Origin of the sequence: Nocardioides jiangsuensis, assembly GCF_019679455.1 — a bacterium.
Lineage (GTDB): Bacteria > Actinomycetota > Actinomycetes > Propionibacteriales > Nocardioidaceae > Nocardioides_C > Nocardioides_C jiangsuensis.
Window position 1 is genome coordinate 21,468 of the sequence record NZ_JAIEZQ010000003.1, and the last position, 20,768, is coordinate 42,235.

A 20,768-nucleotide genomic window follows, 5' to 3' on the forward strand; every position below is an offset into this window, starting at 1 on the left:
GGTCAGCTCGTCCCGTGCCAGGAGGACCAGAGCGCGGCGTACGACCCGTCCTCCTTGACGAGCTCGTCGTGGGAGCCGAACTCGCTGATCCGGCCGTCCTCGACGACCGCCACCCGGTCGGCGTCGTGCGCGGAGAACAGCCGGTGCGCGATCGCGATCACGGTGCGGCCGTGGAGTACGGCGGCCAGCGACCGCTCCAGGTGACGCGCGGCGCGGGGGTCGATCAGCGAGGTCGCCTCGTCGAGCACCAGCGTGTGCGGGTCGGCGAGGACCAGCCGGGCCAGCGCGAGCTGCTGGGCCTGCGGCGGCGTGAGCGTGCGCCCGCCCGACCCGACCACCGTGTCGAGCCCCTGTGGCAGGGCGGTCACCCAGTCCCGGGCGTCGACCGCCTCGAGCGCCGCGAGCAGCCGCTCGTCGCTCGCGACGTCGTCGATGGCGAGCGCGAGGTTCTCCCGGATCGTGCCGACGAAGACGTGGTGCTCCTGGGTGACCAGGGCGACGTGCCCGCGCAGGTCGGTGATCGGCAGCTCGGTCAGGCCCACCCCGCCCACCGTGACCGCACCGGTGCGCGGCGGGTGGATGCCGGCCAGGAGCCGCCCGAGGGTGGACTTCCCGGCGCCGGAGGGGCCGACCATCGCGATCCGCTCGCCGACCCCGACGGACAGGTCGACCCCGTGCAGCACGTCGCGCCCGTCGACGTACGAGAACCGCACGTCCTCGGCCTCGATCCGCTCCCCGTCGGGGACCCGCCCGGTGGCCACGCGGTCGTCGGGGACGTGCGCCACCCCCAGCAGCCGGGCCAGCGACGCCGCGCCGACCTGGAGCTCGTCGAGGATGCTGACGATCCGGTCGACCGGGTCGATCAGCATCTGCACGTAGAGCGTCGCCGCGGTCACGTCGCCGAGCGACACCGACCCCTGGGTGTACAGGTAGCCGCCGAACAGCAGGGTGGCCACCGTCGGGATCAGGTAGGCCACCTCGACGCTCGGGAAGAACACCGTGCGCAGGTAGAGCGTGTACTTCTCCGCGGCGTACGACTCGGCGATGTCCCCGTCGATCCTTGCCACGCGCTTGCGCCCGAGGTCGAGCGCCTCGACGGTCCGGGCGCCCTCGACGGTCTCGGTGAGCGAGGCGTTGATCGCGGAGTAGGAGGCGTTCTCGCGCAGGTAGCCGTCCTTGGCGCGGCGCAGGTACCAGCGCAGGCCGACCACCAGCGGTGGGATGCCGAGCAGGCACGGGATCGCCACCCACCAGCCGACGAGCAGCGCGGCGCTGAAGGTCATCACCGCGGTGAGCACGGCGATGCTCCACTCCGGCAGCGCCCAGCGCACCGACCAGCCGAGCTGCTCGACGTCGCGGGAGGTGCGGGTGAGCAGGTCGCCGCTGCCGGCGCTCTCCACCACGCCCACCGGCAGCGCCAGCGTGTTCTCGACGAAGTCCTCGCGGAGCTCGGCGAGCACCCGCTCGCCGAGGGTGAACGAGACGTAGCGCGCGTAGCGGGTGAGCACGGTCTGCAGCACCAGGAACAGCGCGAGCAGCGTGATGGTCCGGTCGACCTCGCCGACGGTGGTGCCGGTCTCCACGGCCTCGACGAGGTTGCCGAGCAGCCGCGGGCCGGCGAGCGCCGCGAGCGCCGCCGCGCCGTGCAGGCCCGCCGCGAGCCAGACGGCGCGCGGGTACTGGCGCAGCAGGGCCACCGCGTAGCGGCCCACCTGCCGGGTCGTGGCCACCGGCAGGACCTGCTGGCTCGAGGTGCTCATACGGTCGCCTCCTCCTCGCGGGTCACCACGGAGCGGTACTCCGGCACGTCGCGCAGCAGGTCGCGGTGCGCGCCGAACGCGACCACCGCCCCGTCGCGCAGGAACGCCACGTGGTCCACCCGGTCGAGCAGCAGCGGGCTCGACGTGGTGACCACGGTCGTGCGGCCGGCGCGGTGCTCGCGCAGCCGGTCCGCGACCCGGGCCTCTGTGTGCGCGTCGACGGCCGACGTCGGCTCGACCAGGACCAGGATCTCGGGGTCGGCCGCGAGCGCGCGGGCCAGCACGAGCCGCTGCCGCTGGCCGCCGGAGAACGACCGGCCGCGCTCGGTGACCAGGGCGTGCATGCCCTCGGGGAGCGCCTCGAGGACGTCCTCCGCGGACGCGGTGCGCAGGGCGCGGGCCACCGCCTCCGGTCCCCGGTCGTGGATGTCGAGCTGCTCGTCGAGCCGGCCGGAGAACAGCGTGCTGCCGGTGTCGGACACGACGATCCGGCGCCGTACGACCGCCCGGTCGAGCATGTCGAGCGGCACCCCGCCCCAGAGCACCTCCCCCTCCGCGTAACGGCCGAGCCGGTCCGCGACGGCGGCGCTGTCGTCGGGCGGGTCCGAGACGACCGCGGTCAGGCAGCCGTGCGGGACCCGCAGCCCGCTGCGTACGTCGACCAGCTCGGCGCCGACCGGCGGCTCGTCGTACGACGTGTCCGGGTCGACCACCTCGGGCTCGAGCGCGAGCACCCGGATCACCCGGCGGGCGGCGACGAAGGCGCGGATCCACTTGTTCGCGAACTCGGTGGCCGTGCGCAGCGGGATCATCAGGAAGGCGGCGTAGCCGTAGAAGGCGACCAGCTCGCCGGCGGTGATCCGGCCCTCGACCGCGAAGCGGGCGCCGATCCAGACCACGAGGACCACGAAGACACCGGGCAGGAAGATCTGCAGGGCGTCGAGCACCGACTGGAGCCGGCCGACCTGGACCCCGGCCTCGCGGACCTTCTGGGAGTCGCGCACGTAGCGGTCGTGGAAGACCGCCTCGCCGCCGATGCCGCGCAGCACCCGCAGCCCGCCGACGATGTCGGTGGCGAGGTTGGACAGCTCGCCCATCATCTCCCGCTGCGCCATGTTGCGCCTCTGCAGCGGCTTGAGCAGCGGGCCGATCGCGAGCAGCAGCAGCGGCACCCCGAGGAGCACCAGGAGCCCGAGCGTCACCGACGTGCGCAGCAGGATCACCGCGACGACCAGGAACGACACCACCGCGCCGGCCGCGCGGGCGGTCACGTCCATCGCGTTGCCGAGGTGCGAGAGGTCGTTGGTGCCGATCGCGACCACCTCGCCGGTCGCGACCCGCTTGGGCAGGGTGGCGCCGAGGTGGGTGGCCTGCCGGGCGACGAGCTGCACGGTGCGGTAGGCGGCGGTGAGCCAGTTGGTCACCGCGAACCGGTGACGCATGATCCCGGCGACGGCCTGCACCAGCCCGATCCCGAGCATGACCGCGGTCCACTTCACCAGCATGCCGGTGTCCTTCGCCGCGACGCCCTGGTCGATCGCGAGACCGATCATCGCGGGCATCACGGCCTGGGAGACCATCCACACGATCCCGAAGAACATGCCGAGCAGCATGGTGTGCCACTGACCGGTGATCAGCCACCACAGGAACCGCATCGGGCTGCGGTGGTCGGCGGTGCCGGGGTGGTCGAGCGGAAGGTGTCGCACCCGCCAACGGTACGTATCGGGACACATCGAGGGCCACCGGTTTTCGGTGGGGCGTCGCTCCCCGTTCACCCGCCTTTGGGGTCCGTGACACGTCGTCCGGGTTGTGTCGGTCCCATGTTCGAACCCGGGACCTCAGGTCGGCTCCAGCAAGGGGTACTCCTCATGGCCGCATCCGTACTCGCCTCCTCGGTGACCCTCACCGGAAGCCTCACCGCACCCGCCTCCGCCGCCGGGACCTCCCCGGCCGTCCCGGCCGCGGACGCCGGCGTCGACGAGCCGCTCGTGATCGCCCACCGCGGCGCGAGCGGCTACCGGCCCGAGCACACGCTCGCGGCCTACAAGCTCGCGATCCAGATGGGCGCGGACTACGTCGAGCCGGACCTGGTCTCCACCAAGGACGGTGTCCTCGTCGCCCGCCACGAGAACGAGATCTCCGGTACGACGGACGTCGCCGACCACCCGGAGTTCGCCGACCGGAGGACCACGAAGGTCGTCGATGGTCACGAGGTCACCGGCTGGTTCACCGAGGACTTCACCCTCGCCGAGCTCAAGACGCTGCGCGCCGAGGAGCGGCTGCCCGACGTACGTCCGGGGAACACCCGGTACGACGGCCGCTACCAGGTACCCACCTTCGACGAGGTGCTCGACCTGGTCGCCCGCGAGAGCCGCCGTCGCGGCGAGGTCGTCGGGGTCTACCCCGAGACCAAGCACCCCACCTACTTCGACTCGGTCGGCCTGTCCCTCGAGGAGCCGCTGGTCGAGGCGCTGCAGCGCCACCACCTGAACCGGCCGAACGCGCGGGTCTACATCCAGTCCTTCGAGACCGGCAACCTGCGCGAGCTCGCCGACACGGTGCGGGTGCCGCTGGTCCAGCTCGTCGACGCCGCCGGGGCGCCGTACGACCTGCAGGCCGCCGGCGACCCCCGGACCTACGCCGACCTCGTCACGCGCGAGGGGCTGCGGGAGATCGCGACGTACGCCGACTCGGTCGGCGCCAACAAGGACATCGTGCTGCCGCGGGACGCGGAGGGCTACCTGACCCGGCCGTCGTCGGTCGTCGACGACGCCCACGACGCGGGCCTCGACGTCCACGTCTGGACGATGCGCGACGAGAACCGTTTCATGGCCAGGGACTTCTGGATCGGCAGCGACCCGAACGCCAAGGGCGACGCGTTCGCGGAGTACGCCGCGTTCTTCGACGCCGGGGTCGACGGGGTGTTCTCCGACTACTCCGACACCGCGGTCGCGGCCCGCGAGGCATGGTTCGCGGAGCAGCGGGCGCTCGCCGGCTGAGCCACTCGAAACGCACGTGAACGGCCCCCGCGTCCTGCTGGACGCGGGGGCCGTCGTACACCTGTGTCGCGGGCCGGGACCGCCGGCACCGGGCCGGTCACTCCTCGGGCATCAGCACCCAGGCGACGAGGTAGGCGAGGAGCAGCGAGCCGAACCCGATGATCGTGCCGATCACCACGACCAGCCGGACCAGGTTCGAGTCCACGCCGAAGTACTTCGCCACGCCGCCGCAGACCCCGGCGACCCAGCGGTCGTCCCGGCTGCGCACCAGGCGCCTCGGGCCCGCCGCGGGCGGGTTGCCGCCGGTCGGGGGAGTGGGGGTGTTCTCGGTCATCGGAGGTCTCCTTCGTCGGTGGGGTAGCGGTAGGTGTCGGTGGAGCCGTCTGCGGGGCTCTCGGTGGTGTCCGGCCCGGTGGGGGTGCTCCGGCCGGAGAGGCCCTTGGCCGCGGCGGCGCCGAGGCCGATGACGCCGGCGACCACGAGGGTCATCGGGAGCAGCCAGCGGACCTCGCCGAGGTCGACCACGCCCGCCTCGCGCAGGGCCCAGGAGCCCGCGATGCCGAGGAAGACCAGGCCCATGACCAGGTAGCTGACGTTGAGCGGGTGGGTGACCCGGTGGGTGGTGTGCTCGTTCACGGCTGCCTCACTTCGATGCTGCCGACGACCAGGTCCATCTTGAGCTCGATCTCCGGGGCGTCGGCTCCGCCGTCGATCTCGCGCTGCACGTGTACGTTGGTGCCGTCGAACACCTCGCCGTCGATGTTCGCCTCGCCGGCGACCGCGATGTCGGCGTCGACCACCGCGTCCACCCCCTCGGGCAGGACCACGGTGAGGTCACCGGCCCTCGCCTCGACCTCGATGGTCCGGCCCTCGAGCCGCGCGATGTCGTGGATGTTGCTCATGTCCAGCAGGATGCTGCCGGCCGGGACGAAGTAGCGGTCCTCCACCCGCATCGCGGTGACCGGGTCCTCGACGGTCCGGCGGTCCCCGCCGAACCGCGGCTCGGCGACCGAGGCGGCGGCCAGGGCCAGCGCGGCGACGACGCCGAGGAGGATCAGGCCGCCGGCGCGGCCGACCCAGGCGCCGAGCACGAGCATCGCGCCGATGACGGTGAGGGCCAGCGCCGGGTACGCCGCGTCGGGGACGTCGGCGCCGGCCACCTCGACGAGGCCGAGCGTGCCGAGTGCGACCGCCACCAGGGCCAGGGTGACCCAGAACAGCTTCGGTCCGCGGTGCGCCGGGGGAGCCGGCGACGGGTAGGTGGGGCCCGCGGGCGGCAGCCACGGGGGCGCCGGCGGCTCGGCGCCGAACACGGTGGTGTCGTCGGTGGGCCCGGTGGGCGTGGTGCCACCGGCGCCGGGCGCGATCACACCGGTCCCACCGGACGGCGGGGGGCTCCCGGCGGGCGGACCCGCAGGGGTCTGGTCGGACATGGGCTTCTCCCGGAAGGTGAGGACGAGCAGGACGACCAGGCCCACGAGCACCAGCGGCCACGGGAAGCCGAAGCCACCCCAGCTGTCGCCGATGAGCAGCAAGGCCGCGACCACGGCGGCGGCGATGAGCAGCGCGTTGCGGGTGCTCGGGCTGGTCGAGATCACCGCCTCGTCCTTGCCCTCCTCCGGCACGAGCAGCCAGGCGGCGCCGTACAGCAGGAAGCCTGCGCCGCCGAAGAAGCAGAGGACGACGAGGATGACGCGGATGACCGTGGGGTCGATGTTCAGGTGCCGGCCGAGGCCGCCCGCGACGCCGGCGATCTTCCGGTCCGTCAGGCTGCGGCGCAGCTGGCTGTAGTCACGCAGGTGCTCGGTGGCGACCCGCTGCTGGGGTGCTTCTGTCATGCCTCGATCCTGCGCCCTCGCGGGGTGTCGGCACTATGGGGGAGAGCCCTGGTTCAGGGAGCCGTTCGACCCCTGTCGCGGGCGGTGCGGGTCAGGGTGGTTCTCAGGGTCGTGTCAGGGTCGAAACTCATGGTCGGTGCTGACCCGCTGTGTGACGATTGAGGCGACCATGAAGCCACAGCACAGTGCCGCCACGGCGGCCGCGACCTACCAGCCCCGCCGGGCCACCCGGAGCACCGGAGACCGCCTGCTCGGCGGGGTGTGCGCCGGCCTCGCCGACCACCTGGGCGTGGACGTGATGCTGGTCCGCGGCGCCTTCGTGGTCGCCTCGGCGCTCGGCGGGCTCGGCGTGGCGGTGTACGCCGGCCTCTGGATGATCCTGCCCACCGACGCCCGGTTCGCCGCGGCCGCTCCCGGGCTGGAGGCGGCCTCGCGCCAGGGCCGGCGGCCGACCACCGCGTCCCGGCTCGAGGACGTCGGTCCGCTCGTCGCGCTGGCGGCCGTCGCGCTCGGTGTGGTCGTCCTGGTGCAGAGCGTCGTCGGCAGCACCGTGCTGTTCTGGCCCCTGCTGCTCGGCCTGCTCGGCCTGGCCGTGCTGTGGCGCCAGGCCGACGAGGCGCAGCGCGAGCGCTGGGCGGACGCGACCGGGCGGATCGACCCGCTGCGCGCCGTCGTCGGCCGCGGGGGAGTGGCGTCGTGGGCCCGGCTCGCCGCGGGGGTCGGGCTGCTGCTGTCGGCGCTCGTGCTGTTCGCCGCGCAGAGCGGCCAGGCCGGCGTCGCCCGCGAGGTGCTGGTCGCCGGGGCGCTCGGCGTGGCCGGCCTCGCCCTCACCGTGGGCCCGTGGCTGTTCCGGCTCGCCGGCGACCTCTCCGAGGAGCGCGCGGAGCGGGTGCGCAGCCAGGAGCGGGCGGACGTGGCCGCGCACCTGCACGACTCGGTGCTCCAGACGCTGGCGCTGATCCAGAAGCACGCCGACGACGGCCGCACGGTGACCCGGATCGCCCGGGCGCAGGAGCGCGATCTGCGGACCTGGCTGTACGGCGACGTGGATGCGGCGGACACCTCCGTCGCGGGCGCCCTGCGCCGGGCCGCCGCCGAGGTCGAGGACGCGCACGGCGTGCCGGTCGAGGTGGTGACCGTCGGCGACGTACCCCTCGGGGAGCGGGCGCGGCCGCTGGTGCTCGCCGCGCGCGAGGCGATGGTGAATGCCGCGCGGCACTCGGGCGCCGCGCAGGTCGACGTCTACGCCGAGGCGGGGCCGACCACCCTGGAGGTCTTCGTCCGCGACCGCGGCGTCGGGTTCGACCGCGGGGCGGTCCCCGGCGACCGCCTCGGGGTGCGCAACAGCATCGAGGACAGGATGCTCCGACACGGCGGGAACGCCGACGTACGCACGGCGCCGGGCGAGGGCACCGAGGTGCACCTGTCGATGACCACGAGGAACGAGGAGAGCCGATGACCACGCCCGAGGGACGACGCACCGTGGTGATCGTCGACGACCACGCGATGTTCCGGACCGGGGTCCGCGCCGAGCTCGCCGACCACGTCGAGGTGCTGGGGGAGGCGGCCGACGTGGACACCGCGGTGGGCGCCGTGCTCGCGCTCCGCCCGGACGTGGTGCTGCTCGACGTGCACCTGCCCGGCGGCGGCGGGGTCGAGGTGATGCGCCGGGTGGCCACCCGGGTGCCGGAGACCCGGTTCCTCGCGCTGAGCGTCTCCGACGCCGCCGAGGACGTGATCGGGACGATCCGCGGGGGAGCCCGTGGCTACGTCACCAAGACCATCACCGGTCCCGAGCTGGTCAGCGCGATCGACCGGGTCGCCGACGGGGACGCGGTGTTCTCACCCCGGCTGGCCGGGTTCGTGCTCGACGCGTTCGCCGGCTCGATCGCGGTGGCGCAGGTCGACGAGGACCTCGACCGGCTCACCGAGCGGGAGCGCGAGGTGATGCGGCTGATCGCCCGCGGCTACGCGTACAAGGAGGTCGCCGGGGAGCTGTTCATCTCGGTGAAGACCGTGGAGACCCACGTGTCGAGCGTGCTGCGCAAGCTCCAGCTGTCCTCACGGCACGAGCTGACCCGGTGGGCGTCGGAGCGCCGCCTCCTCTGATCCCGGTCGCGTCCTGCGAGGCGTCCGTCGTGCCCTCGAGCGAATCGCCTAGATTGTGCGCATGGAAACCCTGCGGCTGGTGCTCCTCTTCCTCCACCTCGTCGGCTTCGCCTCGCTCTTCGGCGGCCTGTTCGTGCAGATCAAGGCGGAGCCGCGCGTGGTCAACAACGCCGTGCTGCACGGCGCGCTGACCGCGCTGGTCACCGGGCTGCTGCTCGTCGGCGTGCTCGAGGGCTCCGACGAGACGGTGAACAACGTCAAGATCGGCGTCAAGCTGGCCGTCGCGCTCGTGGTGACCGTGCTCGCCGTGGCGAACCGCAAGAAGACGTCGCTCCCCGGTGGCCTGTACCTCGGGATGATGCTGCTCACCCTGCTCAACGTCGGCCTCGCCGTGTTCTGGGCTCCCGTCCACGGCTGAGCCGTCCCAGGGCACGCCCCGGGGCGTCCGGGACGCCGCGGCGCTGCCACGCTGTCGGCGCCGGGACGTAGGCTGGTCGCGACATGAGTGCGCTGTTCCCCATCCCCCAGGCCGTCGACCCCACCTCCTCGCAGGACACCCCGCACCCGGGACAGGGGCGGGGCCGCCGTACCCCTTCCCCCGAGGAGCTGCTCGACGGGCTCAACGAACCGCAGCGCGCCGCGGTGGTGCACGCCGGCTCGCCGCTGCTGGTCGTGGCGGGCGCGGGTTCGGGCAAGACGCGGGTGCTGACCCGGCGGATCGCGTGGCTGATCTCGGAGCGCAAGGCGCACCCCGGCTCGATCCTCGCGATCACGTTCACCAACAAGGCCGCCGCGGAGATGCGCGAGCGCGTCGAGGACCTCGTCGGCCGCCGCGCCCGGATCATGTGGGTCTCGACCTTCCACTCCGCGTGCGTGCGCATCCTGCGCAAGGAGATCGACAAGTTCGGCTACAAGTCGTCGTTCTCCATCTACGACGCCGCCGACTCCAAGCGGCTCATGACGCTGGTGCTGCGCGACCTCGACCTCGACCCGAAGCGTTACCAGCCGCGCGCGGTGCTCAACTGGGTCTCGACCCAGAAGAACGAGCTGGTCGACGAGGAGAAGGCGACGGCGAACGCCAAGAACCACCTCGAGGAGACGTACGCCGAGGCCTACACGATCTACCAGCGGCGGCTGCGCGAGGCGAACGCCCTCGACTTCGACGACCTGATCATGACCACGGTGCACCTGCTGCAGGCCTTCCCGGAGGTGCGCGAGACCTACCGCCGGCGCTTCCGGCACGTGCTCGTCGACGAGTACCAGGACACCAACCACGCGCAGTACGCCCTCGTCCGGGAGCTGTGCGCCGACGAGCCGGGCGCGGAGACCGGTGGCGCCGACCGGGTCGAGCCCTCGGAGCTGATGGTGGTCGGTGACGCCGACCAGTCGATCTACGCGTTCCGCGGCGCGAACATCCGCAACATCCTCCAGTTCGAGGAGGACTTCCCGAACGCGCGCTCCATCCTGCTCGAGCAGAACTACCGCTCGACGCAGACCATCCTCAACGCGGCGAACTCCGTGATCAGCCGCAACAAGGGGCGCAAGCCGAAGAACCTGTGGTCCGACGCCGGCGACGGCGACAAGATCACCGGGTACGTCGCCGACGACGAGCACGACGAGGCCCGCTTCGTCTCCGAGGAGATCGACAAGCTCACCGACGCGGCCAAGGCGAAGCCCGGCGACGTCGCGGTGTTCTACCGGACCAACGCGCAGTCCCGTGTGTTCGAAGAGGTCTTCATCCGGGTCGGCATGCCCTACAAGGTCGTCGGCGGGGTGCGCTTCTACGAGCGCAAGGAGGTCCGCGACGCGCTGGCCTACCTGCGGATGCTCGTGAACCCGGCCGACGAGATCTCGCTGCGCCGGATCCTCAACGTCCCCAAGCGGGGCATCGGCGACCGGGCCGAGGCCTGCGTCGAGGCGCTCGCCCAGCGCGAACGGCTCACCTTCTGGGACGCGCTGCGCCGCGCGGAGGAGGCGCCGGGCATCGCCAGCCGCTCGCTCAACAGCATCCGGGCGTTCGTCGACATGGTCGACGAGCTGCAGTCGATGGTCGACGCGGGGGAGCGGGCGGACGTCGTCCTCGAGCAGGTGCTCGCCCGCAGCGGCTACCTCAAGGAGCTCGAGGACTCCGACGACCCGCAGGACGAGACCCGCGTGGAGAACCTCGCCGAGCTCGTCGCGGTGGCCCGCGAGTTCGCCGACGAGCCCGTGTCGGGCCCCTCGGTCGACCCGGCCGACACCGACGCGCCGCCGCCCGGGCTCGGCGACTTCCTGGAACGGGTCGCGCTGGTGGCCGACTCCGACCAGATCCCCGACCAGCCCGAGGGCGGCGACGACAACGGCGTGGTCACCCTGATGACCCTGCACACCGCGAAGGGCCTGGAGTTCCCGGTGGTCTTCCTGACCGGGCTCGAGGACGGCGTGTTCCCGCACATGCGCTCGCTCGGGGACCAGACCGAGCTCGAGGAGGAGCGCCGGCTGGCGTACGTCGGTCTCACCCGGGCCCGGGAGCGGCTCTACGTGTCACGGGCCGTCGTCCGCTCGGCCTGGGGTGCGCCCGCGCACAACCCGGCGTCGCGGTTCGTCGACGAGCTGCCGGTGGACCTCGTGGACTGGCGCCGTACCGAGGCCGCACAGACCTCGTGGAACCGGCCGGTCATGCCGTCGCTCCCGCAGCGCAACGCCGGCGGCGTGACCCGGAGGTTCGGCACCGCCGCGATCCGGGCCGACTCCGCCGCGAAGGCGAAGGGCACGCGCGAGATCCCCTCGCTCGACCCGGGCGACCGGGTGCTGCACGACAGCTTCGGCATGGGCACCGTGGTGTCCCTCGACGGCGCCGGAGACAACGCGGTGGCCTCGATCGACTTCGGCTCCGAGGGCGTCAAGCGGCTGCTGCTGCGCTACGCACCGGTCGAGAAGCTCTGACCGCAGCCCACGGCAGGGGGCCCACCCGGCAGGACGGCGGGCCGGGGACCCGCTCGGGACCCGGCAGGTCAGGGCTGGAGGCCGTGCGCGACCAGCGCGGCGTACGGGTCGACCGCGTCGCCGGCGCCCGGACGGACCTCGAGGTGGAGGTGCGAGCCGGTCGAGTTGCCGGTGGAGCCCACGGTGCCGATCTGGTCACCGCCGTTGACGGTGTCGCCGGGGGAGACGTTGAACGAGGTGAGGTGGCAGTACCACGTCTCGGTGCCGTCCTCGTGGGTCAGCACGATGCGGTTGCCGTAGGCGCCGGCCCAGTCGGTCGAGGTGACCGTGGCGTTGGCGACCGCCATCACCGGGGTGCCGGACGGCGCGGCGAAGTCGAGGCCGGTGTGCGTGCTCGCCCACAGGCCGCTGGAGTAGCCGAACTGCGCGGTGAGCGTGTAGCCGGAGACCGGCAGCGACCAGGCGTTGGCGGCGATCTTGCTGGCCTGCTTCTCGGCGCTCGCGGCGAGCTGGGCGAGGGCGGCGTTGCGCTCCTCGGCCTGAGCCTCGGCTGCGGCCTGGAGCTCCTCGGCGGCGGCGTCCTCGAGCGCCTCGCGCTGGGAGTCGCGGCTGACCGCGCGCTCCCGGACGTCGGCGGTGTTGCTGGAGAGGTCCGCGCTGGTGCCGGTGAGGGCGGAGGCGTGGGTGTAGAGCTTGGGGGCGGTCGTCGCCGTGGCGGTGATCTCCTCCTCGGCGCCGCTGCCGATCGTCACCGCGCCGGTGGCGGCCAGCAGCAGGGCGGCCGCGCCCACCGCGGTGGGCGCGGAGGGGAGCAGCGGGAACAGAGCCTTGCGCCCACCGACGTGGGGGCCCTGGGAGATCTTGGCCGTCGGCCGCGGGGCCTGGCGGGCCGGCCGCTCGAACGCGCTCGCGGCGGGGGCAGGAGTCTGGGGGGCCTGCGGGGTGGGGGCGTCGGCGGTCTTCTCGACCACGATGGGTGCCACGTGCGGGGGTAGTGAGAGCGGGGACTGCCTGCGCTGTGCCCGGGTGGGTTTGACGGCCTTGCGCTTGCCTGGCGTGCGGTCGACGCGAGAAGCGGTGTGCTTCTCAGCCCGGTGGTTCGCCACGAATCGGTTCCAATCGTCGATTGACACGCAGCGCACCACCATAGGGGACAAATGATGGCGATACGCGACGAGTCACACTACATGTGGATCAAGTCACACCGACCGGGAGGGTTTGGTCGGCAATCCCCCGGGTACTTTCCAACGTTCCAGGCTGCCCGTGGTTACGGCGCCGAAACACCGGTCTAGTCTGCGACGGCGCCCGGTCGGTTACTCTGCGCCCAGCACGTGACCGTACTTCTTCCTCGTCTCTGCAGCACGCGCAGAGGGACTTCAAGGTGGTGGCAGCTTCATGGTGGCTCCGATCCGGATCGTGGTGGCCAAGCCCGGGCTCGACGGGCACGACCGGGGCGCGAAGGTGGTTGCCCGCGCGCTCCGTGACGCCGGCAACGAGGTCATCTACACGGGGCTGCACCAGACGCCCGAGCAGATCGTGGAGACCGCGATCCAGGAGGACGCCGACGTGATCGGCCTCTCGGTTCTCTCCGGCGCGCACATGACGCTGTTCAAGAAGGTCGTTGACCTTCTCGAGGCTCGCGACGCCGGCGACATCGTCGTGTTCGGCGGCGGCATCATCCCCGAGGACGACATCCCGCTGCTCGAGCAGGCCGGGGTCGCCAAGGTGTTCACGCCGGGTGCGACGACGACCGAGATCGTGGCGTGGATCAAGGACAACGTCGCCGACACCTCCGGCGTGGACGCCTGAGCCGCAGGCCTAGAAGCGCAGGTCCCCGCTCAGCGGGAGCCGCAGCACGCTCGGGCGTGCGGGGCTGGTCGTGACCGTGACCGGCTGCACCGTCGGGTTGTTCGCGTACGCCGCGTCGCTGGCCGCCACCACCACCTGGATGCGGTGACCCTGCGCGAACCGGTGCACCACGCCCGGCAGCTGCACCCGCACCGGCCTCGTCACGTCGGACACCCGGACCGGGGAGACGAGCCGGTTCTTCAGCGTGGGCGTCCCGTCGGGCGCCACGTCGTACACCTTGGCGAACAGGATCAGCTGGCCCGCCGGACCGCCGTCCTGGGTGCCCGCCGCGAGCGGGGCGTCGAGCCGCAGCGTGAGCGTCGGTGACCCGACCAGGTCCGCCGGCGCGGCCAGCGGCCGGCTGGTGAACGCGGCGAAGGTGCCCGGCACGTCGGAGACGGGCTGGTTCACCTGGTTGCCCTCGACGCCGGAGGTCTCGGAGTACGACGTGGGCGCCCCCGGCGCGTTGGCGTACTGCTGCGAGCCCGGCCTGACCCGCGACGCGGCCGGCGTGAGCCGGTCGTCGCCGGTGAACCACAGCGACGCGGTGGGCCGCTGGGAGAACGACGGGCGCCGCGCGTAGGCCCGGGCCACGGCCCGCCCCGCGACGCCGGCGGAGGTGTCGTAGCGGACCCAGTCGCGGAAGTACTCGAAGCGGGGGCCCGCGGGCGCCGTACGGTCACCGCGCACGTGCCGGTCCATCCAGTCCAGGAAGCGGCGGCCGAGGTAGGAGTCGTCGAGCGACCGGGCGCCGAGGTCGAGCTCGCCGGGCGCCGGCGACCCTCCGGAGTGGCCCCAGGACTGCCACACCATCCGCGCCTCGGTGCCCTGGGCGCGCAGGGCGCGGTAGGTCGCCACCGCCTCCTGCAGGTTGAACAGGGTGTCCTTCTGGCCCTGCACGACCAGCGTCGGCGCCTTCACGCGGGAGGCGTACGACGCCACCGAGGCTTGCCGCGCGAGGTCGAGCGTCGTGCTGCCGGGGTACCCGAGGGTGTGCAGCTCGGCCACCGCCGCGCACGCCTCGTCGGTGAAGTTGGGGCAGCCCACGTTGCGCGCCGGGTCGACCGTCGCGTCGTCGACGCCGTCGATCACGCCGGCGCCGAAGAACAGGTCGGTCCACTGCCGCTTGTGGACGCCCGGGGTCCGGTAGGTGACGCCGCGGGCGAGGTCGGTGTTGTTCGGGGCCAGGGAGTAGGAGAGGTCGTTCCAGGTGATGATCGGGATCAGCGCGTCGACCCGCCGGTCCTGCATGGCCACGGCGTACTGGATCTGGCCGCCGTACGACCCGCCGATCATCCCCACGCGGGGGTCGCCGGGTCGCTCCTGTGCGACGTAGCGGACGCGGCCGGCGCGCCCGGTGTCGGACCAGGTGAACGTCCGCTTGCCGGCCAGGACGCTGACCAGCTGGCGGCCCGCGCGGCCGTCCCACGCGGGGTCGTCGAGGTGGATCTTGCAGCCGGACCCGCCGAACCCGAGGCCGGAGTAGGACAGCACGGCGTAGCCCTCGCGGACGAAGCCCCGGGCGATCGCCTTCTGGTTGCCGTCCGCCTTGTTCCCGCCGAAGCCGTGCGTGGTGAGGATCGCGGGGACGCGGCGCCGTGCGGTCGCGCCGTCGGGGCGGTAGAGGTCGGCCGAGATCGTGCAGGGCTGGTCGCCGTCGGGGCCGACGAGCACGTCGACGCTGAGGTGGCGCAGCGAGTAGCCCGGCGTGGAGTCGATGACCGCCTGCGCGCCGGGCAGGCCGGGCGCGGCGATCGTGAGCGTCGTGAGGGCGAGGGCGCCCGCGGCCAGGGCGGCGGTGGGTCGGCGTTTCATGTGATTCCCATCTCGTGTGCGGAGTCACACCTCCAACGAGCCAGCCGCGCTGGAGGTACGTCGCGCCGCCGGGACCGGTCGCGCAACGCCCGGGGCACCGGGGGACGGGACGTGGTGGAGCGGGCCGGCTGACTGGCGCACCCACCCCGCTCGCGGTACAACGAGGCCCATGAAGGTCATGGTCACCGGAGGAACCGGGTTCGTCGGCGCGGGTGTCACCGCGGGGCTGGTCGGGGCGGGGCACGACGTCCGCCTCCTGGTACGGCGGCCCGCCCAGGTGCCGGCGTCGCTGTCCCCCTGGGGCGTGCGGGTGGACGACCTGGTCGAGGGCGACGTCCTGGACCCGGACGCGGTCGACCGCGCGCTCGACGGCTGCGACGCGGTGGTCCACGCCGCCGCCGTGTACTCCCTCGACGCGCGGCGTGCCGACGAGATGCGCCGCACCAACGAGCGGGCCGCCGAGCTCGTGCTGACCCGGGCCGTCGAGCGCGGCCTGGACCCGGTGGTGCACGTGTCCAGCACGGTGGCCCTCACCCGGCGCGGCGGCAGCGGCCCCGACCTCCCGCTCGGCGACGTGACGATGCCCTACACCGCGTCGAAGATCGCCTCCGAGGTGGTCGCGCGCCGGCTCCAGGACGGCGGCGCCCCGGTCGTGACCGTCTACCCCGGCGGCGTGCTGGGCCCGCACGACCCCTACCGCGGCGACCAGGGGGAGCGGCTGCGCTGGCAGCTGCTCGGACGGCTCCCGCTGTGGCCCCGCGGCGGCACCCACGTGGTCGACGTACGCACGGTGGCGGACACCGTCGTGGCGGTCCTCCGGCCCGGCCGCGGCCCGCGCCGGTACGTGGTCCCCGGCCACCACGGCACGGGCGACCTGCTCTACTCAACGCTCACGGAGGTCACCGGCCGGCGGCTGCCGCACGTGGAGCTTCCCGAACGGGTGGTGGTCCCGGCGATCGGCGCGGTCGAGGCGGTCCAGCGCCGGCTGCCCGGCCGGCTGCACATGCCGACCGACCTCGAGGGCGTGGTGCTCGCCGTCCGCGACACCCGGGTCGACGACGGGCCGGCCCGGACCGAGCTGGGCGTGGCGCCGGCACCCTTCGACAGGACGGTCCGCGACACCGTCGTGTGGCTGGTGGAGTCCGGCCGGATGCCCGCGAGGTACGCGGGGAAGGCGCTCGGCCCGCGCGGTGAGCGCGGACGTGGCGAGGTGCCGGTGTGACGGACCCTACGTGGTCGTGACGGGGGTTACAGGTCTAGTGTCGGCGGTGCAAATGCCCAGGCAAGCTTGCAGGCCGGAAGAACCGATAGGACGGGCTGAACCGTGGACCTGATGGAGTACCAAGCGAAGGAGCTCTTCGCGAAGCATGACGTGCCGGTCACCCTCGGCACTGTGGTCGAGAAGGCGGACGACGCCGCCGCGGCCGCCGAAGCCAACGGTGGCAGGGTCGTCGTCAAGGCGCAGGTGAAGATCGGCGGACGGGGCAAGGCCGGTGGCGTGAAGCTGGCCGAGGACCCCGACGAGGCCGTGGCCCGCGCGAACGACATCCTCGGCATGGACATCAAGGGCCACACGGTCCACCGGGTCCTCATCGCCCCGACCGCCGACATCGCGGAGGAGTACTACTTCTCCTTCCTCGTCGACCGGGCGAACCGCAACTACCTGTGCATCGCGAGCATCGAGGGTGGTGTCGAGATCGAGGAGGTCGCGAGGACCAACCCCGACGCCGTCGCGAAGGTCTCCATCGACCCGGGTACCGGTGTCGACGACGCCAAGGCCGCCGAGATCGTCGCCGCGACCCGCTTCCCGGCGGAGGTCGCCGACGAGGCGAAGGACGTCGTCAAGAAGCTGTGGAAGGTCTTCATCGAGGAGGACGCCTCGCTGGTCGAGGTGAACCCCCTGGTCCGGCTGGGCGATGGGCACCTCGAGGCGCTCGACGGCAAGGTCACCCTCGACGAGAACGCCGACTTCCGCCACCCCGACCACGCGCAGTTCGAGGACAAGGCCGCCGCCGACCCGCTCGAGGCGCAGGCCAAGGAGAAGGGCCTCAACTACGTCAAGCTCGACGGCGAGGTCGGGATCATCGGCAACGGCGCGGGCCTGGTCATGTCCACCCTCGACGTCGTCGCCTACGCCGGTGAGGCCCACTCGGGCGTCAAGCCGGCCAACTTCCTCGACATCGGGGGCGGCGCCTCCGCCGAGGTGATGGCGAACGGTCTCCACATCATCCTGGGCGACCCGCAGGTCAAGAGCGTGTTCGTCAACGTCTTCGGCGGGATCACCGCCTGCGACGCGGTCGCGAACGGCATCGTGCACGCGCTCGAGCTGCTCGGCGACGAGGCGAACAAGCCGCTCGTGGTCCGCCTCGACGGCAACAACGTGGAGGAGGGTCGCCGGATCCTCGACGACGCCAACCACCCGCTGGTGACGTTGGTCGACACGATGGACGGTGCGGCCGACCGCGCCGCCGAGCTGGCAGCGAAGTAGAGGTCTGAAGAGATGGCAATTTTCCTCAACGAGAACAGCAAGGTCATCGTCCAGGGCATGACCGGCTCGGAGGGTCAGAAGCACACCCGCCGGATGATCGCCTCGGGCACGAGCATCGTCGGTGGCGTGAACCCGAAGAAGGCCGGCCAGGAGATCGACTTCGACGGCACCGCCGTCCCGGTCTTCGGCTCCGTCGCCGAGGCCATGGAGAAGACCGGCGCCGACGTGTCGGTGGTCTTCGTGCCGCCGGCCGGCACCAAGGGCGCCGTGGTCGAGGCCGTCGACGCGGGCATGCCGCTCGTCGTCGTGATCACCGAGGGCGTCCCGGTGCACGACACCGCGGAGCTCTTCGCCTACGCACAGGCCAAGGGCACCACCCGGGTCATCGGCCCCAACTGCCCGGGCCTGATCAGCCCCGGCAAGTCCAACGCCGGCATCATCCCCGCCGACATCTCCAAGGGCGGCCGCGTGGGCCTCGTGTCGAAGTCCGGCACGCTGACCTACCAGATGATGTACGAGCTGCGTGACTTCGGCTTCTCCTCCGCCGTGGGCATCGGCGGCGACCCGATCATCGGTACGACGCACATCGACTGCCTCCAGGCGTTCCAGGACGACCCGGAGACCGACGCGATCGTGATGATCGGCGAGATCGGCGGCGACGCCGAGGAGCGTGCCGCGGCGTACATCAAGGACAACGTGACCAAGCCGGTGGTCGGCTACGTCGCCGGGTTCACCGCCCCCGAGGGCAAGACCATGGGCCACGCCGGCGCCATCGTGTCCGGCTCGTCGGGCACCGCGCAGGCCAAGAAGGAGGCCCTCGAGGCCGCCGGGGTCAGGGTCGGCAAGACGCCGTCCGAGACCGCGCAGCTGATGCGGGAGATCCTGCAGAACCTCTGACCCGTCCGGGCCAGGAGACGTACGAAGGCCGCCGTACCCCTCGGGGTGCGGCGGCCTTCGCCGTCAGCCGGCCTCGCACGACCCGTCGGCGAAGACGCACATCTCCCCGGCGATGCTCGCGACATCGGCGTTGAGCTTCGCGGCGGCCGCGTCCTCACCTGCCGCGGACGAGGAGTCGGAGAGCTGGGCGACGAGCAGGGCACGGCCGACCTGGACGACTCGGGTCAGCGTCCGGCCCGGGACGCGCGTGTCCGTGTCGTCGGCGTACACCAGGCCGTCGATCCCCAGGACGGCGGGCGAGCCGTCGTACTCCTCCAGCGACCAGCGCATCTCCGAGGGGTCGGTGGGGTCGTCCGCCGACGTGCCGAGGATCTCGTTGCAGACGACCGCCGAGGATCGCAGCTGCCTCAGGGCGTCGGACGCCGCCTGCTCGGTCCCGAACACCAGCAGGTGCCGCCAGGCGTTCTCGTCCGGAGGTGATACCTCGACGCGGAAGCTGGCCGTCGGCTGGCTGGGCAGGTTCTCGGGACCGCCGCAGGCGACCGCGGACAGCGGGTCATCCTCGGTCCACGTCCACTCCGGCACGTCGCCGCCGGGGTTCGGCAGCCCGCGGGCGATCGTCTCCTTGTCGAACGACGCCGACTCCTCGGGGGTCACGCTCCCGCACGGGCCCTCCATCCACAGGCACCACGCTGCGCGCAGCACCGCCTCGTGGGAGTCCTCGAGCCGCTGCCAGGGCAGGCGCTCCTTCTGGCTCCGTCCGGACCGCGAGACGAACACCGACCGGCCGACCTGGGTGACGGTGAGGTCGACGAAGAACGGGTGGGAGCCGTCGGCGATGGTGGAGCCCTGGGCGATCAGCCAGGAGGGCGTGGTCTCGTTGCCGGGGGACCACTCGTAGTTCCAGTCCATCGGCTGAGCGCCGGGAGGTGTGTCAGCCCCTAGGCAGGCATCGGCCGCCTTCTTGAGCGCGGTGAGAGCGCGGTCGGCGGCCACGTGGTCCTCGTAGACGAACAGCTGCCGGCTCTTGCCCCAGAAGTCACCCTCGACCCAGACGCGGCGGGCGGCGGTGCGCCGGTCGTCCCCGGGGAACGTGACCTCCTGTCCGGGGGCCGAGCACGGCAGGCCGTACCAGGACTGGTCGGTGGCGTCGTCGCGGAGGAGGTCGGTGGAGTCCACCCCTTCGGGGGCGTCGATGTCCTGGGCGACCGGGAAGTCCTCGGGGATCTCGCTCTGGACCGCCGGAGCCGCCGAGGCAGAGGCCGACGGAGACGGCGACGGGGACGTCGACATGGCAGGGCCTACAGGAGGCTCGGCGCTGGTCAGGTTGCCGGTCACGAACGCACCGCCGGAGGCGATGACGGCGACGGCTGCGGCGGCACCGACTGCCTGGAAGGCGGTGCGGCGCCGGCGCATCCGGTTGCCGCGGCGGCGGACCTCTGCCGGTGGCAGCGGGCGTGCGTCCAGGTTGCCGCTGAGGTTCTTCAGCTCGTCGAGGGGGTCACGCATGGCTCACTCCTTCCAGGTCGTCGGCGGGGCCGTCGCCGAGCAGCGACATGAGGGCGGTGCGGCCGCGGCTGAGGCGGGCCTTGACGGTGCCGACGGGTACGCCGGTCTCGGCGGCGACCTCGACGACGGGCAGGTCGCACATGTGGTGGAGCACGATCGCCCGGCGCTGGGCCTCGGGGAGCTCGCGCAGGGCATGGACCAGGGCGACGTGGTCGGGGCTGAGCTCGGCTGCGCTCTCGCGGCGCTGGAGCGCCCGGTCGGGGTCGCGGCGAGCGCGGACCGTGCGCCGCCATCTGCTCACCGCGAGGCGGTACGCCGTGGTGCGCACCCAGGCCTCGGGTGCGTGTGCCTTCTCCAGCTGGCGACGGTGTGACCACGCCCGGACGAACGCCTCCTGGACGCACTCCTGCGCCTCGTCGCGGTCACCGATCATCGCGTGGATCTGTCCCACCAGCCGGCTGAAGGACGCGGTGTAGAAGCTGTCGAACTCCTCCGCATCCATGTACTACCCCCGTAGTCGTCGTGGTGCTGCCCGACAGAACGTGCCGTGCCGTGGGCCGCCCTGCCCTGGTTCTACGCC

18 protein-coding genes are annotated in these 20,768 nt (G+C 72.5%); 9 read left to right on the forward strand and 9 right to left on the reverse strand.

Translation table 11 applies throughout. From position 1 onward, the window contains the following. Positions 1-2 precede the first annotated feature (2 nt). Entirely contained in the window at positions 3-1,760 is a 1,758-nt protein-coding gene (locus K1X13_RS15935; protein WP_221026137.1) for an ABC transporter ATP-binding protein, read from the reverse strand. After that, positions 1,757-3,466: an ABC transporter ATP-binding protein gene (locus K1X13_RS15940; RefSeq protein WP_221026138.1), complete on the reverse strand. Its 1,710-nt coding sequence runs from the start codon at positions 3,464-3,466 to the stop codon at positions 1,757-1,759. Before K1X13_RS15940 ends, K1X13_RS15935 begins: the two co-directional genes overlap by 4 nt. Positions 3,467-3,628: 162 nt before the next feature. Between K1X13_RS15940 and K1X13_RS15945 the strand changes: the two genes are divergently transcribed. Continuing rightward, a complete protein-coding gene (locus K1X13_RS15945) occupies positions 3,629-4,759 on the forward strand; it encodes a glycerophosphodiester phosphodiesterase (RefSeq protein ID WP_221026139.1) in 1,131 nt (376 codons plus the stop codon). 97 nt (positions 4,760-4,856) lie between these two features. Here the strand turns inward: K1X13_RS15945 and K1X13_RS15950 are convergent, their stop codons facing one another. From K1X13_RS15950 to K1X13_RS15960, 3 genes are read right to left on the reverse strand one after another with little or no spacing between them, the layout of a single operon-like run. Then, the gene (locus K1X13_RS15950; RefSeq protein ID WP_221026140.1) at positions 4,857-5,093 is read right to left on the reverse strand and encodes a PspC domain-containing protein; all 237 of its coding nucleotides are present in this window, start codon (positions 5,091-5,093) and stop codon (positions 4,857-4,859) included. Further along, the gene (locus tag K1X13_RS15955) at positions 5,090-5,395 is read right to left on the reverse strand and encodes a hypothetical protein (protein WP_221026141.1); all 306 of its coding nucleotides are present in this window, start codon (positions 5,393-5,395) and stop codon (positions 5,090-5,092) included. The genes K1X13_RS15950 and K1X13_RS15955 overlap by 4 nt, the downstream gene beginning before the upstream one ends. Beyond that, entirely contained in the window at positions 5,392-6,597 is a 1,206-nt protein-coding gene (locus K1X13_RS15960) for a PspC domain-containing protein (RefSeq protein WP_221026142.1), read from the reverse strand. The genes K1X13_RS15955 and K1X13_RS15960 overlap by 4 nt, the downstream gene beginning before the upstream one ends. A gap of 169 nt (positions 6,598-6,766) precedes the next feature. On the opposite strand from K1X13_RS15960, the gene K1X13_RS15965 reads away from it, so the two are divergent. The 4 genes from K1X13_RS15965 (at position 6,767) to pcrA (ending at position 11,631) form a co-directional block, all read left to right on the forward strand. Then, on the forward strand, positions 6,767-8,056 hold the full coding sequence (locus tag K1X13_RS15965; RefSeq protein WP_221026143.1) for an ATP-binding protein: 1,290 nt from the start codon (positions 6,767-6,769) through the stop codon (positions 8,054-8,056). Next, positions 8,053-8,706 carry a response regulator gene (locus tag K1X13_RS15970; RefSeq protein WP_221026144.1) on the forward strand — a complete coding sequence of 218 codons (654 nt, stop codon included), beginning with the start codon at positions 8,053-8,055 and terminating at the stop codon, positions 8,704-8,706. Before K1X13_RS15965 ends, K1X13_RS15970 begins: the two co-directional genes overlap by 4 nt. Positions 8,707-8,767: 61 nt before the next feature. Beyond that, entirely contained in the window at positions 8,768-9,124 is a 357-nt protein-coding gene (locus tag K1X13_RS15975) for a hypothetical protein (protein WP_221026145.1), read from the forward strand. Positions 9,125-9,207: 83 nt separating this feature from the next. Beyond that, positions 9,208-11,631 carry a DNA helicase PcrA gene (gene pcrA, locus K1X13_RS15980; protein ID WP_221026146.1) on the forward strand — a complete coding sequence of 808 codons (2,424 nt, stop codon included), beginning with the start codon at positions 9,208-9,210 and terminating at the stop codon, positions 11,629-11,631. A gap of 68 nt (positions 11,632-11,699) precedes the next feature. Here the strand turns inward: pcrA and K1X13_RS15985 are convergent, their stop codons facing one another. Further along, positions 11,700-12,614, reverse strand: coding sequence for a M23 family metallopeptidase (locus K1X13_RS15985; RefSeq protein ID WP_221026147.1), 915 nt, complete (start codon positions 12,612-12,614; stop codon positions 11,700-11,702). A gap of 412 nt (positions 12,615-13,026) precedes the next feature. On the opposite strand from K1X13_RS15985, the gene icmB reads away from it, so the two are divergent. Continuing rightward, positions 13,027-13,440: a coenzyme B12-dependent isobutyryl CoA mutase small subunit gene (gene icmB / locus K1X13_RS15990; RefSeq protein ID WP_221026148.1), complete on the forward strand. Its 414-nt coding sequence runs from the start codon at positions 13,027-13,029 to the stop codon at positions 13,438-13,440. 9 nt (positions 13,441-13,449) lie between these two features. On the opposite strand, the gene K1X13_RS15995 is transcribed toward icmB, so the two are convergent. Further along, complete coding sequence (locus K1X13_RS15995; RefSeq protein ID WP_221026149.1) at positions 13,450-15,294, reverse strand: alpha/beta fold hydrolase; 1,845 nt, start codon at positions 15,292-15,294, stop codon at positions 13,450-13,452. 169 nt (positions 15,295-15,463) lie between these two features. On the opposite strand from K1X13_RS15995, the gene K1X13_RS16000 reads away from it, so the two are divergent. From K1X13_RS16000 to sucD, 3 genes are all read left to right on the forward strand, one after another. Continuing rightward, positions 15,464-16,516 carry an NAD-dependent epimerase/dehydratase family protein gene (locus K1X13_RS16000; RefSeq protein WP_221026150.1) on the forward strand — a complete coding sequence of 351 codons (1,053 nt, stop codon included), beginning with the start codon at positions 15,464-15,466 and terminating at the stop codon, positions 16,514-16,516. Positions 16,517-16,618: 102 nt separating this feature from the next. Beyond that, complete coding sequence (sucC, locus tag K1X13_RS16005; protein ID WP_221026151.1) at positions 16,619-17,782, forward strand: ADP-forming succinate--CoA ligase subunit beta; 1,164 nt, start codon at positions 16,619-16,621, stop codon at positions 17,780-17,782. 12 nt (positions 17,783-17,794) lie between these two features. Further along, entirely contained in the window at positions 17,795-18,679 is an 885-nt protein-coding gene (sucD, locus tag K1X13_RS16010) for a succinate--CoA ligase subunit alpha (protein ID WP_221026152.1), read from the forward strand. A 63-nt stretch (positions 18,680-18,742) separates the two neighbouring features. On the opposite strand, the gene K1X13_RS16015 is transcribed toward sucD, so the two are convergent. Together K1X13_RS16015 and K1X13_RS16020 are read right to left on the reverse strand one after the other, a co-directional pair. Then, positions 18,743-20,188, reverse strand: a complete 1,446-nt coding sequence (locus K1X13_RS16015) for a hypothetical protein (protein WP_221026153.1) — start codon at positions 20,186-20,188, stop codon at positions 18,743-18,745. Continuing rightward, positions 20,181-20,690 carry a SigE family RNA polymerase sigma factor gene (locus K1X13_RS16020; protein ID WP_221026154.1) on the reverse strand — a complete coding sequence of 170 codons (510 nt, stop codon included), beginning with the start codon at positions 20,688-20,690 and terminating at the stop codon, positions 20,181-20,183. Before K1X13_RS16020 ends, K1X13_RS16015 begins: the two co-directional genes overlap by 8 nt. Between the last annotated feature and the right edge of the window lie 78 nt (positions 20,691-20,768).